Source organism: Bradyrhizobium sp. HKCCYLR20261 (genome assembly GCF_051168435.1).
Lineage (GTDB): Bacteria > Pseudomonadota > Alphaproteobacteria > Rhizobiales > Xanthobacteraceae > Bradyrhizobium.
The window spans coordinates 191,312-205,993 of sequence record NZ_JBNPUZ010000006.1 but is presented as its reverse complement, the minus strand read 5'-3'; the positions used below and the strand labels follow the sequence as shown (position 1 = coordinate 205,993).

7 protein-coding genes are annotated in these 14,682 nt (G+C 63.4%); 4 read left to right on the top strand and 3 right to left on the bottom strand.

Going from position 1 to position 14,682, the window contains the following annotated elements; genetic code table 11:
• Nucleotides 1-327 precede the first annotated feature (327 nt).
• Both ACQR1L_RS16355 and ACQR1L_RS16350 read left to right on the top strand, forming a co-directional pair.
• Nucleotides 328-1,557: a hypothetical protein gene (locus ACQR1L_RS16355; protein ID WP_434858963.1), complete on the top strand. Its 1,230-nt coding sequence runs from the start codon at nt 328-330 to the stop codon at nt 1,555-1,557.
• Between the two features lie 6 nt (nt 1,558-1,563).
• Complete coding sequence (locus tag ACQR1L_RS16350; protein WP_434858962.1) at nt 1,564-2,787, top strand: acyltransferase family protein; 1,224 nt, start codon at nt 1,564-1,566, stop codon at nt 2,785-2,787.
• Nucleotides 2,788-2,945: 158 nt separating this feature from the next.
• Here the strand turns inward: ACQR1L_RS16350 and ACQR1L_RS16345 are convergent, their stop codons facing one another.
• Nucleotides 2,946-3,335, bottom strand: coding sequence for a hypothetical protein (locus ACQR1L_RS16345; protein WP_434858961.1), 390 nt, complete (start codon nt 3,333-3,335; stop codon nt 2,946-2,948).
• 129 nt (nt 3,336-3,464) lie between these two features.
• Here ACQR1L_RS16345 and ACQR1L_RS16340 point away from each other — a divergent pair, with 129 nt between their 5' ends.
• A complete protein-coding gene (locus ACQR1L_RS16340) occupies nt 3,465-4,025 on the top strand; it encodes a type 1 glutamine amidotransferase domain-containing protein (RefSeq protein WP_434858960.1) in 561 nt (186 codons plus the stop codon).
• A 293-nt stretch (nt 4,026-4,318) separates the two neighbouring features.
• Complete coding sequence (locus ACQR1L_RS16335; protein WP_434858959.1) at nt 4,319-6,604, top strand: FdhF/YdeP family oxidoreductase; 2,286 nt, start codon at nt 4,319-4,321, stop codon at nt 6,602-6,604.
• 15 nt (nt 6,605-6,619) lie between these two features.
• Here the strand turns inward: ACQR1L_RS16335 and ACQR1L_RS16330 are convergent, their stop codons facing one another.
• Together ACQR1L_RS16330 and ACQR1L_RS16325 are read right to left on the bottom strand one after the other, a co-directional pair.
• Entirely contained in the window at nt 6,620-8,113 is a 1,494-nt protein-coding gene (locus ACQR1L_RS16330) for an HWE histidine kinase domain-containing protein (protein WP_434858958.1), read from the bottom strand.
• 14 nt (nt 8,114-8,127) lie between these two features.
• Nucleotides 8,128-14,388 carry a HAMP domain-containing protein gene (locus tag ACQR1L_RS16325; protein ID WP_434858957.1) on the bottom strand — a complete coding sequence of 2,087 codons (6,261 nt, stop codon included), beginning with the start codon at nt 14,386-14,388 and terminating at the stop codon, nt 8,128-8,130.
• Nucleotides 14,389-14,682 lie beyond the last annotated feature (294 nt).

Below are 14,682 nucleotides of genomic sequence, written 5' to 3'. Positions count from 1 at the left end.
CCATCAGGGGCGCTGGGCGCCGAAAGCGCGGAGGAAGCGAGCGGCCGGATACCCGGATGCGGTCCGCGAATGCGCATCGGGTTTTCCCCAGTTCCGTTTCTCCAATCGCGTCCGTAGCTTACACGGATCGCTCGAACGCGGGCACGGTCAGCGGTCCGGTCGGTCGGACTGCCGTCAACGTATCGTTTGCGGACACAGTTTCTGTGTGCAGAATAAGAGTAAGTCTTCCGGCATTTAGCGGTCGTTCATGGGCTTCCGAGGGCGTTATATGCTCCCTTGAAGCGTCAATTGTGCAGGCGATCCCGGGGCAAGTTGGGTGGGTGATCATTGAAGCAGCAACTGAAAGCCCTCGTGGGGCGCACATTCAATGCATTGGGTTATTCTGTCGTGCGGTCGGAGACGCTTGCCGGATTGCAGCGTCGGTCACAGGACGCCTCGCGCGGCAATACTCAAGCGAACTCGTCCCCAGCTAACGGATCCAACAGCTCGATAATTGACGCCGAGCAGGAGCGCGCGAAACGCGGCCGCCGCCAAGCCGCTTTGTGGCGTGTCATCGAGCAGGAGACCCAAGCGGACTACTATTTTGCGATGGACGTCGTCGGCAGCTGTACGCTGCGATGTCCGTCCTGTCCGGTAGGAAACTCACCGAGCCAATTGCCGAAAGGCATCATGTCCATGCAGATGTATCGCGACATCCTGGACAAGATCAAACGCGAGCATCCCGGTGAGCGGGTCTACATCGATCTCTTCAATTGGGGCGAGTCAGCGCTTCACAAGAGTTTGCCGGACATGATCCGGCTCGCCAGAGAGAATGGAATCGGCATCGGCTTGTCGACCAACCTGAACTCCTTTCCCAACATGCGCGAGATCATTCGCGCGAAGCCGGGCTACATCCGCATCTCATTGTCCGGCTACACCAACGCAGTCTATCAGCAGACGCATGCTGGCGGCGACATCAACCTCGTGAAGTCGAACATGTATCTGCTTCGGCATCATATGGACGAAACCGGGATCAGCGTTCCGATCCAGGTCGGATTTCACGTCTACCGCACCAACTTTCCGGATGATTTTGCAGCGGTCAGACGCCTGTGCGACGAGCTTGATTTCTACTTCATGCCGAGCATCGCGACGTTCATGCCCCTTGAGAAGGCCATTCACGCAGGCGATGGCACATTGAACGACGCCGACAAGGCGCTTTTTGCCAAGCTTGTGGTGCCGATGGAGGAGCGGAGCCGGATGCTGGGCGAGATTCGTCCCAAGAATTTCGATTGCGAGTTCCGTGTCCGCCGCACGGCGCTCAACTATGATGGTTCGGTCGCCCTGTGCTGTGCCACGTTCAATAACGAGCAGCTGATTGCGAAGAACTATCTCGAGGTCAGCCGGGACGAGCTGTTCGACCGGAAGCAGAAGCACAGCTTCTGCACTGTTTGCATGGATAAGAACCTCGATATGGTGTTTACCGGCACCGGAAATGATCTGGTCGAGAAGCGCGCCGCAAGCGTGCTCGGAAAGGAATTTGCCGATTTCCTCGACGATCGCTCGACACCCTGGGACTGAGCGCGCATGCATGGCGTGACCCTGGCTGGGGGCAGCGAAAGCGAGCAGGCAGGGCCAGTTCATAGCTCCCACGTTCGGACTGAAAAGAAGAACGAGGAAATCGAAACGCTTCGCGCGGTCGCCATCACGATCGTGGCGTTTCAGCACTCGTTCAACTACCTGACGGTCTGGCAGCCGGCCTGGGCCGCGACGATAGGCAGCTACTTCAATCTCGGTCAGGCCGGCGTCGACCTTTTCTTCGCCATTTCCGGCTACGTGATCGCCCGGAGCTTCTTGCCGGGACTCCTCGCCGCCTCGTCGTTCGAAGCGGCGTGGAGGGAGGTTGTCGCCTTCTGGATCAAGCGCATCTATCGGCTTTGGCCCACCGTCCTGCTCTGGGTCATCGCCGACATCGTGCTCGCCACGGCTTTCAACCGATCGGGTGCCTTCGGGCCGATCAAGGAAACGATCGTCGGGGGCGTTTCGGCTCTCGCCCAGATCATGAACTTCCATCACGGCTACTGTGCGCAAGGGTTCTGCTTCAGCAATCCTGTCTATCCGCTCGGTCCGCTCTGGAGTTTGTCGCTCGAAGAACAGTTCTATGCCTGCTTTCCGTTGCTGGTCCTGACCTTGTGGTCGTACAAGAAGCTGGACAGGCTCCTTCCTCTTCTGGCGCTCATTGCCTTCATCCAGCTCTTCCTGACCCGCCCGGACGGATCGCTTCTGCTCTATGTCAGAACCGATGCGCTGTGCGGCGGAGTCATGGTGTATCTGTTGTCTTCCTGGGAGGGCCTGCGCATGTTCCGCGAGCCCTTGGCGGCAGCGAAGTGGACGACGAAGGCCGTCACGATCGGGGTGCTCTTTGCCATTCTGACGATGATCACCGGACGAGCCGTCAGCTTCAATGCCGGAATCTCAGCGATTGCTTCGGTTGCAATCGTCACGATTGCTCATTTTGAGGCCGGCTGGTTCGGTCCTTCACAAAACGAACGTGTCCGAAAGGTCGTGCTCTGGATCGCTGCGCGCTCGTACTCGATCTACGTCATCCACTGCATCGCGATTGCGTTCGTTGTCGAGTTGTGGTGGCGGTTGACGGGAGGCGCGACCCCAACCGGTTCGGCCACGGCGAAGTTCTACCTGTCGTGGATCGTAATCCTGGCGCTTGCGGCCGAGGCAAATTGGCGCCTCGTGGAGGTTCCGTTGAGGGTCCGCGGTCGGGCTCTGGCGAGCAAATGGACCCGCAGCGAATGAGTGATGGGCGTCCACGCTTGCAATCAGCGTAAGCCTGTCACTGCAGGTTTCATGGCACTCTTTCATGGCACGTCGAACCGAATGGGGTGCAAGGATAAGATCCCGCCGCACGCGACTAGCTTGACCCGGTGGGATGAAGGCTAGAGCAGCGCAGTCATTCACTGCTCGGCTGGCCGTTTCTTTTGCAGCGCCGACAGCGTTGCCTGTTGGCCTGTGTCGTGCTGCTCCTCGAAATCCGCTTTTGGGGGCTCAGGAAGCACGATGTCCGGAGGCACCGTTGCGAGTTCTTCCGGGCTGGCCTCGCAGGATTTGATCTCGAAATTGTTGTCGAGAAGCTTCTCGCCGTGAGTGCCGAAGGTGATGAGATCGGCTTGCTCCGCGGCTTCCCAGACCTCACGTTCCGTCCGAAACGGACGGGTCAGCTGTTCGTCATTCTCAAACAATGCGTAGGGCACGAGCGCCTCCAGGTTGCGGTCGGCCTTGGCATTGGGCTCACGGCCGGCCGGCGCCCGCCCGATCGGGCGGCCACACCTCACAAACCGCCGCATGCGGGAGCTGGTTCCACGCCGCTCCGCCCGCAATCTGATCGAACAGTTGTGACGATCCGTCCGTCGCCGCCGACGGAACATGGGCGCAAGCGCGCGGTTGGCCGGGTGTCGAATGACCAGGAGAAAGCAATGGACATCAAGGGAAAGAAAATCGCGATCCTCGCGACCAACGGGTTCGAGCAGTCCGAGCTCGAAGTGCCGCGCGATCGGTTGAAGCAGGCCGGGGCGACCGTCGAAATCGTTTCGATCGAGGCCGGCGAGATCAAGGGCTGGGACCAGAAGGATTGGGGCCGTGCCGTCAAGGTCGACAAGACCCTGGATCAGGCGTCGGCGTCCGACTACGACGCGATCGTGCTGCCGGGCGGCCAGATCAATCCGGATCTGCTGCGCCTGGAGCCGAAGGCTTTGAAGTTCATCAAGGACATCTTCGACGCCAAGAAAATCGTCGCCGCGGTGTGTCACGCGCCCTGGCTGCTGATCGAGACCGGCATCGCCAAGGGGCGCAAGATGACGTCCTACAAATCGATCAAGACCGACGTCGCCAATGCCGGCGCCCAGTGGCAGGACGCCGAAGTCGTGGTCGATCAGGGCGTGATCACGTCGCGCAATCCTGGTGATCTGGAGGCGTTCAGCGCCAAGATCATCGAAGAGGTCAACGAAGGCCGCCATCTCAAGCGCAGCGCGGCCTGATCGGCCAGACCGATGGAGGCCGAGCTCAAAGCCCGGCTTCCTCGCGCGACGGACCCAGCGCCCGAAGGTCGGACGCTGGGCCGCAGTCCACACGGAGTGCCTCCAGCGAGATGGGGGAACGCCGCCGGAAGCCTGGAACAGACTCTCGGCGCGCGGCGTCGTTCCTATTTGATCAGGCGCGGCGTCTCTCCAGACGGAAGCCACCGTTACATCTTGGCAACCTTCGTGGAGGCTCCGGAACTTCGCTGCTCATCCCGTGTTGGCCGGGCGTGAATGGGCCGCGGAGATGTGCCGTGAGTGAAAAAGCAAAAATCCAGGACTACGACTCTCCCGCCGGCGGTTGGGGCTCGGTGCATGCCGTCGCCAGCATCCTGACGCAGGAAGAGGTGACGCTGCTCGGCAGCGAGATCCTGCTCAAGCAGAACAAGCCCGGCGGCTTCATGTGCGTCAGCTGCTCCTGGGCCAAGCCGGCGAAACCGCATCCCTTCGAGTTCTGCGAGAACGGCGCCAAGGCCACCGCCTGGGAAATCACCGGCAAGACGGTCGGCCCGGAGTTCTTCGCCCAGCACCCGCTTGCGGAGCTGCGGACCTGGTCCGACCATCAGCTGGAAGAGCAGGGGCGTCTGTCGCATCCGATGCGTTATGATGCCGGGTCCGATCGCTACGTCCCCGTCAGCTGGGACGAGGCGTTCCGGGCCATCGGTGCTGAGCTGAACAAGCTCGATCCGCGCTCCGTGGTCATGTACACATCCGGCCGCGCGTCGCTCGAGACCAGCTACATGTATCAGCTGTTCGGGCGTATGTACGGCACGAACAATTTCCCCGACAGTTCGAACATGTGCCATGAGTCCACCTCGGTGGCGCTGCCCGAGGTGATCGGCGTTCCCGTGGGAACGGTCCTCTTGGAGGATTACGACAAGGCCGACTGCATCTTCTTCTTCGGCCAGAACACGACGACCAACTCGCCGCGCATGCTGCATCCGTTGCAGCGGGCCGCGAAGAGAGGTGTCCCGATCATCACCTTCAACCCGCTGCGCGAGCGCGGGCTGGAGCGCTTCACCGATCCGCAAAATCCGATCGAGATGGTGCTGACCGGCGGCACGCGGATCAGCACCCAGTATCATCAGCTGCGCGTCGGCGGCGATGCAGCTGCGCTGCTCGGCATGTGCAAGGCGGTGATCGAGGCGGATGATGCCGCGATCGCCTCGAAGAGCCCGCGCGTTCTCGATGTCGCCTTCATCGAGCAGCATACGTCCGGCTTCGATGCCTTCGCGACCGCCTGCCGGCAGGCGTCCTGGAGCGACATCGAGCGTGCCTCCGGCCTCCATCGTGCGGCGATCCTGGAGGCGGCCAAGGTCTATGCGGCCTCCCATGCCGTGATCGCCAATTACGGCATGGGAATCACGCAGCATCGCCACGGCGTCGAGACGGCCAAGATGATTGTGAACCTGCTGCTGCTGCGCGGAAACATCGGCAAGCCCGGTGCCGGCATCTCGCCGGTTCGCGGCCACTCCAATGTGCAGGGACAGCGCACGGTCGGCATCTCGGAAAAGACCAAGCTGGTGCCGCTCGACAAGCTGGCGCAGCTCTATGATTTCGAGCCGCCGCGCTGGGATGGTCTCGCGACCGTCGACGCCTGCGAGGGCGTCATCAAGGGTGAGGTGAAGGGCTTTGTCGGCCTCGGCGGCAATTTCCTGCGTGCCGTGCCTGAGCGAACGCTGATGGAGCCGGCCTGGTCGAAACTGCGTCTGTCAGTGCAGGTCGCCACTAAACTGAATCGGACGCACGTCGTGCCGGGCGAGGTCACCTATTTGCTGCCATGCCTCGGTCGGATCGAGATCGACCGGCAGGCCAGCGGCGAGCAGGCGGTGTCGATGGAGGATTCCACGACCTGCATCCACGGCTCCCGCGGCCAGCGCCAGCCGGTTGCGGACGGCTTGCTGTCCGAGCCGGCGATCGTCGCAGGCTTGGCCAAGGCGACGCTGAAGACCAATCCGCGCGTCGACTGGGATGCCTGGGTTGGCAACTACGCGCTGGTCAGGGATGCCATCGAGCGTACCTATCCCGATCAGTTCAAGGATTTCAACGAGCGCCTGTTTCAGCCCGGCGGCTTTCCGCGGCCGCTCGGCGCGCGCGAGCGCAAATGGAAGACGTCGACGGGCAAGGCCAATTTCACCGTGCCCAAGGCGGCGCTCACTCCGCCGCAGCAGGGCAACGGCGTCTTTCAGCTGATGACCTTGCGCGCCGATGGCCAGTTCAACACCACGATCTACAACGAGGACGACCGCTTCCGCGGCGTGACCGGCGGCCGCATGGTGATTTTCATGAACGCGACCGACATGGCCGATCTCGGCATCAAGCAGGGCGAGTTCGTGCGGCTGTCGACGGAGGCCGATGACGGCGTGCCGCGCTCGCTCGGAGGCCTGCAGGCGGTCGCGTTCGACATCCCGCGTCATAGCGTCGGTGCGTATTATCCGGAGTGCAACGGTCTGATTCCGTTGTGGCACTACGCCGAAGGCAGCAAGGTGCCGGCGGCGAAATCGGTGCCGGTTCGGATCGCGCGCGACACCCAAAGTTGATGGTGATGCGACGGCTCAGCCCGCCGCACGCTGCTTCGCGCCGTCTGGGCTGATGGCCGCATAGGAGCTCGTGATCTCCGGCGGGGTGGCGCCGGGCCGCAGCGGGACCACGAGCCGGCACACCAGTCCCTCGGGACGCCAATCGAAATTGGCCCGTCCGCCCAGTTGGCTCTCGACGCTCGCCATCAGGCTGCGCGTCCCGAACCCGCGGACCGTCGGCACGCGCACCAGCGGGCCGCCGGTTTCGATCCACGTCAGATCAAGGCGGTCATCCTCGATCGTCCACTCGACCGAGAGATGACCGGAGCGGACCGAGAGCGCCCCGTACTTGGCCGAGTTCGTCACGAGCTCATGCAGCGCCAGCGCGAGGGTCTGCGCCATCGCCGGTTCGAGCTGCAGGTCGGCACCGCCGAAGGCCACCTGGCCGCCTGTCGCGTAGGGCGCGAGCTCCTCGGCCACCAGCCTGCTCATCTTGGCGCCCTGCCAGCTCGACAGCGACAGGATCGTATGGACACGGGCGAGGGCGCTGATCCGCCCCTCGACGGCGCTGACATAGGTCTTCACGTTGTCCGCCTTGGTCAGCCGGACGATGGATTGAGCAAGGGTCAGGGCGTTCTTGGCGCGGTGGTCGACCTCGCGCGTCAAGAGGTTCTGGCGTTCTTCAGCGCGCTTGCGCTCGGTGATGTCGATTGTCACGCCGCTGACACGGACGACGCGCCCCGCTTTGTCGGTGGTCGCCGCTGCCGTTCCCACGCACCATCGCTCCTCGCCATCCGGCCTGTTGATCCGGAATTCCGCTTCGTAGGAGCTCGTGCCGCGGCTGAACTCCGCCATCACTTGGCGGGCCCGTTCGGCATCCTCCCGGTTCACGAGCGACATGATGTTCACCGTGTTCAGCTCGAAGCTCTGCGGCGAGACACCGAAGATGCGGTATTGGCCTTCGTCCCACATCCAGTCGCCGTTCGCTCCATCCCAATCCCAGGAGCCCATGCGGCCGGCGGCAATGGCCATGCTGCGCCGCTGCTCGCTCTCGACGAGCTTCGCGGTCGATCTCTCGAGCTCGGCAGTGCGTGCGCGCACGCGGTTTTCGAGCTCTCTGTTGAGATGCTCCAGCTCGCGCGTCTTCCGATAGAGCTCGGTGAAGACCTTGATCTTCGCGCGCAAGACTTCCGGCACGACCGGAACAGGCACGTAGTCGACGGCGCCCATCTCGTAGCCGCGCAGACGGTCGAAGTCGCTGACCTGGATGGCCGAGATGAAGATGATGGCGATCTTCTGGAACCGTGGATGCTCGCGGATCATCTGCGCCAGCTCGAAGCCGTCGAGCTCTGGCATGCAGACGTCGACGAGGATCACCGCGATCTCGTTCTTCAACAAGATCTCGAGTGCCTCGCGGCCCGATGTGGCGACGACGAGGTGCTCGCCGAGTTCCTTCAGGATGACTTCATAAGCCAGCAGCTTCGCCGGCTGATCGTCGACCAGGAGGATGTTGACCTTCTCATGTTCCATCGTGAATCAGCCGTTCAGCGGTGCAGCCACATGCGGATCGCAAGAAGCAGCTGCTCGGTGTTGACGGGTTTTGCCAGATAGTCGGAGGCGCCAGCCTCGAGGCACTTTTCGCGGTCTCCCTTCATGGCTTTCGCGGTCAACGCGATGATGGGGAGCCGGACGAAGGCAGGGTTCTGCCTGATCACGCCGATCGTCTGGTAACCATCCATCTGCGGCATCATGATGTCCATGAGGACGATCGCGATCTCCGGATTACTCTGCACGAGTTCGATCGCTTCGCTGCCGGTCGTCGCCGTGAGCACCTTCATGCCGCGCCGTTCCAGCACGCTGGAGAGCGCGAAGATGTTGCGGGCATCGTCATCGACGAGCAGCACGGTCTTGTTGATGAGATCCTCATCGGAACTGTTCAACTTCTCCAGCATGCGCTGCTTCTCGAGCGGCAGTTCCGTGATCACCCGATGCAGGAACAATGAAGTTTCGTCGAGCAGCCGTTCCGGCGACTCCACGCCCTTGACGACGATGCTCCGTGCCATCGTGTGAAGTTCCGCATCCTCCTCGGCCGACAATTCACGGCCTGTAAAGACGACCACGGGAACGCTCGACAATTGCTCGTCGGAGCGCAACTGATCGAGCACGTCGAAGCCGCTCATGTCCGGCAGGCGCAGGTCGAGGACGACACAGTCGCAGGGCGCGCTGCGCAGGGTCTCGAGCGCCGCGGCGCCGGTCGCGGCGGCCACGATCTCGATGTCATCATGGCCGAGCAATTCACGGATGCTCAGCTGCTCGGCCGCATTGTCCTCGACGATCAGCAGACGCTTGCGTCGCGGCTTCGCATATTCCTTGATCTGGGACAGGGCGGCGCTGACGCCCTCCGTGGTCGTCGGCTTGCTGACGAAGGAGAACGCCCCGCGGGCGAGCGCGTGCTGGCGATCCTCATCGAGCGTGATGATCTGGACGGGAATGTGCCGCGTCAGCGGATTGTGCTTGAGCTGGCTCAGGACGGTCCAGCCCAGCATGTCCGGCAGGAAGACGTCGAGCGAGATCGCGGCAGGCTGATATTGCTTGGCGAGATCGAGCGCTTCGGCGCCGCGGCTGGCGACCAGCACCTTGAAGCCCTTGTCACGCGCGAGATCGATCAGCACCCGCGCGTAGTGCGGATCGTCCTCGACCACCAGCAGGATCGTGTCGCCGGGTTCGAGATGGAGACGATCATCCGGTGGCGCCTCGATGACCCGCTCCGGAACGGCCGCCTGCTGCAAGGACGGCGTCGAAACGTAGGGAATGGGCGAGGGCGCACTGGTGCGCGGCGCCGTCGCCGGGCCGGAATATTTGAGCGGCAGATACAGCGTGAAGGTGCTGCCCTTGCCGGGCGCGCTCTTGAGATGGATCTCGCCGCCCAGCAGGTTGGCGAGCTCGCGGCTGATCGCGAGGCCGAGACCTGTTCCGCCGTACTTTCGGCTCGTACCGGCGTCGGCCTGCTGGAACGCCTCGAAGATCAGCTTCTGCTTGTCCTGCGGAATCCCGATACCGGTATCTGAGACTTCGAAGGCGATCACCGCCGGCGCGTGGTTGAGCACGGGGTGTTCGCTGCTCCATCCGCCCAGGGCCGCGGAGACCTTCAGGCGCACGCCACCTTCGGCGGTGAACTTGAATGCGTTCGAGAGCAGGTTCTTCAACACCTGCTGCAGGCGCTTCGAGTCGGTGACGATGCTGCGCGCGAGGTTCGGATCGACATCGATGTTGAACGCCAGCAGGCGGTTGTCCGCCTCGTGCCGGAACGGTCTGCCGACGGTCTCCAGCAGATTGGCGGTGAGGATCTCCTCGGCATCGACCGTCACGGTGCCGGACTCGATCTTGGAGAGATCGAGGATGTCGCTGATCAGGTTGAGCAGGTCGGTCCCGGCGCCGTGAATGGTGCGGGCGAATTCGACCTGCTTCACGGTCAGATTGCCGTCTGGATTCTCGGTGAGCTGCTGGCCGAGGATCAGGATGCTGTTCAGCGGCGTCCGCAGCTCGTGCGACATGTTGGCGAGGAACTCGGACTTGTACTTCGATGTCAGCGCCAGCTCGGTCGCCTTCTCTTCAAGAGCACGCCGCGCCTGCTCGATCTCCTGGTTCTTGCGTTCGACCTCGACGTTGCGCTCGGCAAGCTGCTGAGCCTTCTGCTCGAGCTGCTCGTTGGTCTGCTGCAGCTCGCGCTGCTGGGCCTGAAGCTCGGCGGCGAGCTGCTGGGACTGCTTCAAGAGGCCCTCGGTCTGCATCGTGGCCTCGATCGAGTTGAGGACGATGCCGATCGAGTCGGTGAGCTGTTCGAGGAATGTCATTTGCGAGGTCGTGAACGGGCTGAGCGACGCCAGTTCGATCACCGCCTTGACCTGGTTTTCGAACAACACCGGCAGGACGACGAGGTTCTTTGGAATGGCCCGGAGCAGGGCGGAACCGACCGGAATCACGTCGGATGGAATTTCGGAGACCAGACGCTGGCGCTTGTCGATGCCGCATTGCCCGATCAATCCTTCGCCGAACTGGACGTGCTGGCGATGCGGAAAGACGCCGTCGTCGGCATAGGAGGCGAGCAGTCGCAGTTGCGGCCCGGGCTCGGTCTCGACCTGGTAGATCACGCCGCGATGCGCATTCACCAACGGCGTCAGCTCCGTCAGCAGCAGCCGTCCGACCGTGGTCAGGTCGCGCTGGCCTTGCAGCATGTTGGTGAACTTGGCGAGGTTGGTCTTCAGCCAGTCCTGCTCGGTATTGAGGTCGGTGGTGAGCCTCAGATTGGTGATCATCGTGTTGATGTTGTCTTTGAGCTCGGCGACCTCGCCGCGCGCATCGACCTGAATGGAGCGGGTGAGGTCGCCCTTGGTCACCGCGGTCGCGACCTCGGCAATGGCGCGGACCTGCGACGTCAGGTTGGCCGCTAGCAGGTTGACGTTGCCGGTCAGGTCCTTCCAGGTGCCGGCGGCCCCGGGCACGTTGGCCTGGCCGCCGAGGCGGCCCTCGACGCCGACCTCGCGGGCCACGCTGGTGACCTGATCGGCGAAGGTTGCGAGCGTCTCCGTCATGTTGTTGATGGTTTCGGCAAGCGCGGCGACCTCGCCCTTCGACTTCACGGTCAGATTCTGTTTGAGGTCGCCATTCGCGACGGCGGTGACGACCTTGACGATGCCGCGCACCTGTTCGGTCAGATTGGCTGCCATGAAATTCACGGTGTCGGTGAGGTCCTTCCAGGTGCCGGCGACGCCCGGCACCTGCGCCTGGCCACCGAGCTTGCCTTCGGTGCCGACCTCGCGCGCCACGCGCGTCACTTCGCCGGCGAAGGCGTTGAGCTGATCGACCATGGTGTTGATGGTGTTCTTCAGCTCGAGAATCTCGCCCTTTACGTCGACGGTGATCTTGCGCGAGAGGTCGCCGCGCGCCACGGCGGTCGTGACCTCGGCGATGTTGCGGACTTGCGTCGTGAGGTTCGCCGCGAGCAGGTTGACGTTGTCGGTGAGGTCCTTCCAGGTGCCGCCGACGCCGGGCACGACGGCCTGGCCGCCGAGCCGTCCCTCGGTGCCGACCTCGCGCGCGACGCGCGTGACTTCGGCCGCGAACGAGCGAAGCTGCTCGACCATCGTGTTCAACGTGTCCTTGAGCAGCAGGATCTCGCCGCGCACGTCGACCGTGATCTTCTTCGACAGGTCACCGCCGGCAATCGCGGTCGCGACTTCGGCGATGTTGCGAACCTGCGCCGTCAGGTTCGAGGCCATGAAGTTGACGCTGTCGGTGAGATCCTTCCAGGTGCCGGCGACTTCGGGCACTTCTGCCTGGCCGCCGAGCTTGCCTTCGGTGCCGACCTCGCGCGCGACGCGCGTCACCTCGGAGGCGAAGGCGTTCAACTGATCGACCATCGTGTTGATGGTGTTCTTCAGCTCGAGGATTTCGCCCTTCACGTCGACGGTGATCTTGCGCGAGAGATCGCCGCGCGCCACGGCGGTGGTCACTTCGGCGATGTTGCGGACCTGAGCGGTCAGATTGCCGGCCATCGAGTTGACGCTGTCGGTCAGGTCCTTCCAGGTGCCGGCGACGCCCGGCACGTTCGCCTGACCGCCGAGCCGCCCCTCGGTGCCGACCTCACGCGCGACGCGCGTCACCTCGCCCGCGAAGCGGTTGAGCTGATCGACCATCGTGTTCAACGTTTCCTTCAGGCTCAGGATCTCGCCGCGCACGTCGACCGTGATCTTGCGCGACAGGTCGCCGCCGGCGATCGCGGTCGCGACCTCGGCGATGTTGCGGACCTGGGCGGTCAGATTGCCGGCCATCGAGTTGACGCTGTCGGTCAGGTCCTTCCAGGTGCCGGCGACGCCGGGCACCTCGGCCTGGCCGCCGAGCTTGCCGTCGGTGCCGACCTCACGCGCGACGCGCGTCACCTCGCCGGCGAAGGCGTTGAGCTGATCGACCATCGTGTTCAGCGTTTCCTTCAACTGAAGGATTTCGCCTGACACGTTCACCGTGATCTTCTTCGACAGGTCGCCCTTGGCGACGGCGGTCGCCACCTCGGCGATGTTGCGGACCTGGCCGGTCAGGTTCGACGCCATCGAGTTGACGCTGTCGGTCAGATCCTTCCAGGTGCCGGCGACGCCGCGCACCATCGCCTGGCCGCCGAGCTTGCCTTCGGTGCCGACCTCGCGCGCGACGCGGGTCACTTCGCCGGCGAAGGCGTTGAGCTGATCGACCATCGTGTTGATGGTGTCCTTGAGCTCGAGAATCTCGCCGCGCACGTCGACGGTGATCTTCTTCGACAGATCGCCGTTGGCCACCGCCGTCGTCACCTCGGCGATGTTGCGGACCTGCGCCGTCAGGTTCGACGCCATCGAGTTGACGCTCTCGGTCAGATCCTTCCAGGTGCCGGCGACGCCGAGCACGTTGGCCTGGCCGCCGAGGCGGCCTTCGGTGCCGACCTCGCGGGCCACGCGCGTCACCTCTCCGGCAAAGGCGTTGAGCTGGTCGACCATGGTGTTTAGCGTCTCCTTCAGCTGAAGGATCTCGCCGGAGACGTTGACCGTGATCTTCTTCGACAGGTCGCCGCTGGCAATGGCGGTGGCGACGTCGGCGATGTTGCGCACCTGCGCCGTCAGGTTCGACGCCATGAAGTTGACGTTGTCGGTCAGGTCCTTCCAGGTGCCGGCGACGCCGGGCACCTGAGCCTGGCCGCCGAGCTTGCCCTCGGTGCCGACCTCGCGCGCCACGCGTGTAACTTCGGAGGCGAAGGCGTTGAGCTGATCGACCATCGTGTTGATGGTGTCCTTCAGCTCCAGGATCTCGCCGCGGACGTCGACGGTGATCTTGCGCGAGAGATCGCCGCGCGCTACCGCCGTCGTGACGTTGGCGATGTTGCGGACCTGCGCGGTGAGATTGCCGCACATCGCGTTGACGGAGTCAGTGAGGTCCTTCCAGGTGCCGGCGACGCCCGGAACGATGGCCTGGCCGCCGAGCTTGCCGTCAGTTCCGACCTCGCGCGCGACGCGCGTCACTTCGGAGGCGAAGGAACGCAGCTGATCGACCATCGTGTTGATGGCTTCCTTCAGCTGCAGGATCTCACCCCGAACGTCGACGGTGATCTTCTTGGAGAGGTCTCCGTTCGCCACCGCGATCGTGACCTCGGCGATGTTGCGGACCTGGCCGGTGAGGTTGTTGGCCATCGAGTTGACGCTCTCGGTCAGGTCCTTCCAGACGCCCGTCACTTCGGGAACCTGGGCCTGACCGCCCAGCTTGCCCTCGGTGCCGACCTCGCGCGCGACGCGGGTGACTTCCGAGGTGAAGACGCTGAGCTGCTTGATCATCGTGTTCACGATGGTCGCCGATTGCAGGAACTCGCCGCCCAGCGGGCGGCCGTCGACATCGAGCTTCACGGTCTGCAGCAGATCGCCTTGCGCCACGGCTGCGACGGCGCGAGTTACCTCGCGCGTCGGCCACAGCAGGTCATCGATCAGCGTGTTGATGGAGCTCTCCATGTCGGCCCATGAGCCACTGGCGATCCCGAACCGCACGCGCTGGCGCGTCTTTCCTTCGCGTCCAACGACCTGACCGACACGTTCGAGCTGCTGCGCCATGCGCTCGTTGGCGGCGATGATCTCGTTGAACGTATCGGCGATCTTGCCGTCGATGCCGAGATAGTCGCCGCTCATGCGGACCGAAAAATCGCCGGAGCGCATGGCCTGTAATGCGCGGAGTAGGTCCTGGCTGGCATCAGCCGGCCCGGCGCCGTTGCCGTGATGGCCCAAACCTTGACGCATTGGCATCGGACCAGCACCAGCTTCAACATCGCTCATCAGTTCCCCCGCAGCATGCTGTTGGACAGCGTGCTCGTCTGAGTCTCGCCCACCCCGGCATAGAAGCCGTGGCCATTCCTCAAATCAAGTTCGACGCCGGTTTCGCGGGCAAATGGAACCTGCCTTCACCGGGACAAGCGGCTCAACTTCATTGCGGGCAAAACGTTCCAATGTTTTTTGCTCAACTCGTTGGAGCGCGGATGCGCATTGGAGCGATGAGCGTCGCTGGTGATGTCGGTGCTGTGGTCGTTAGTTCCG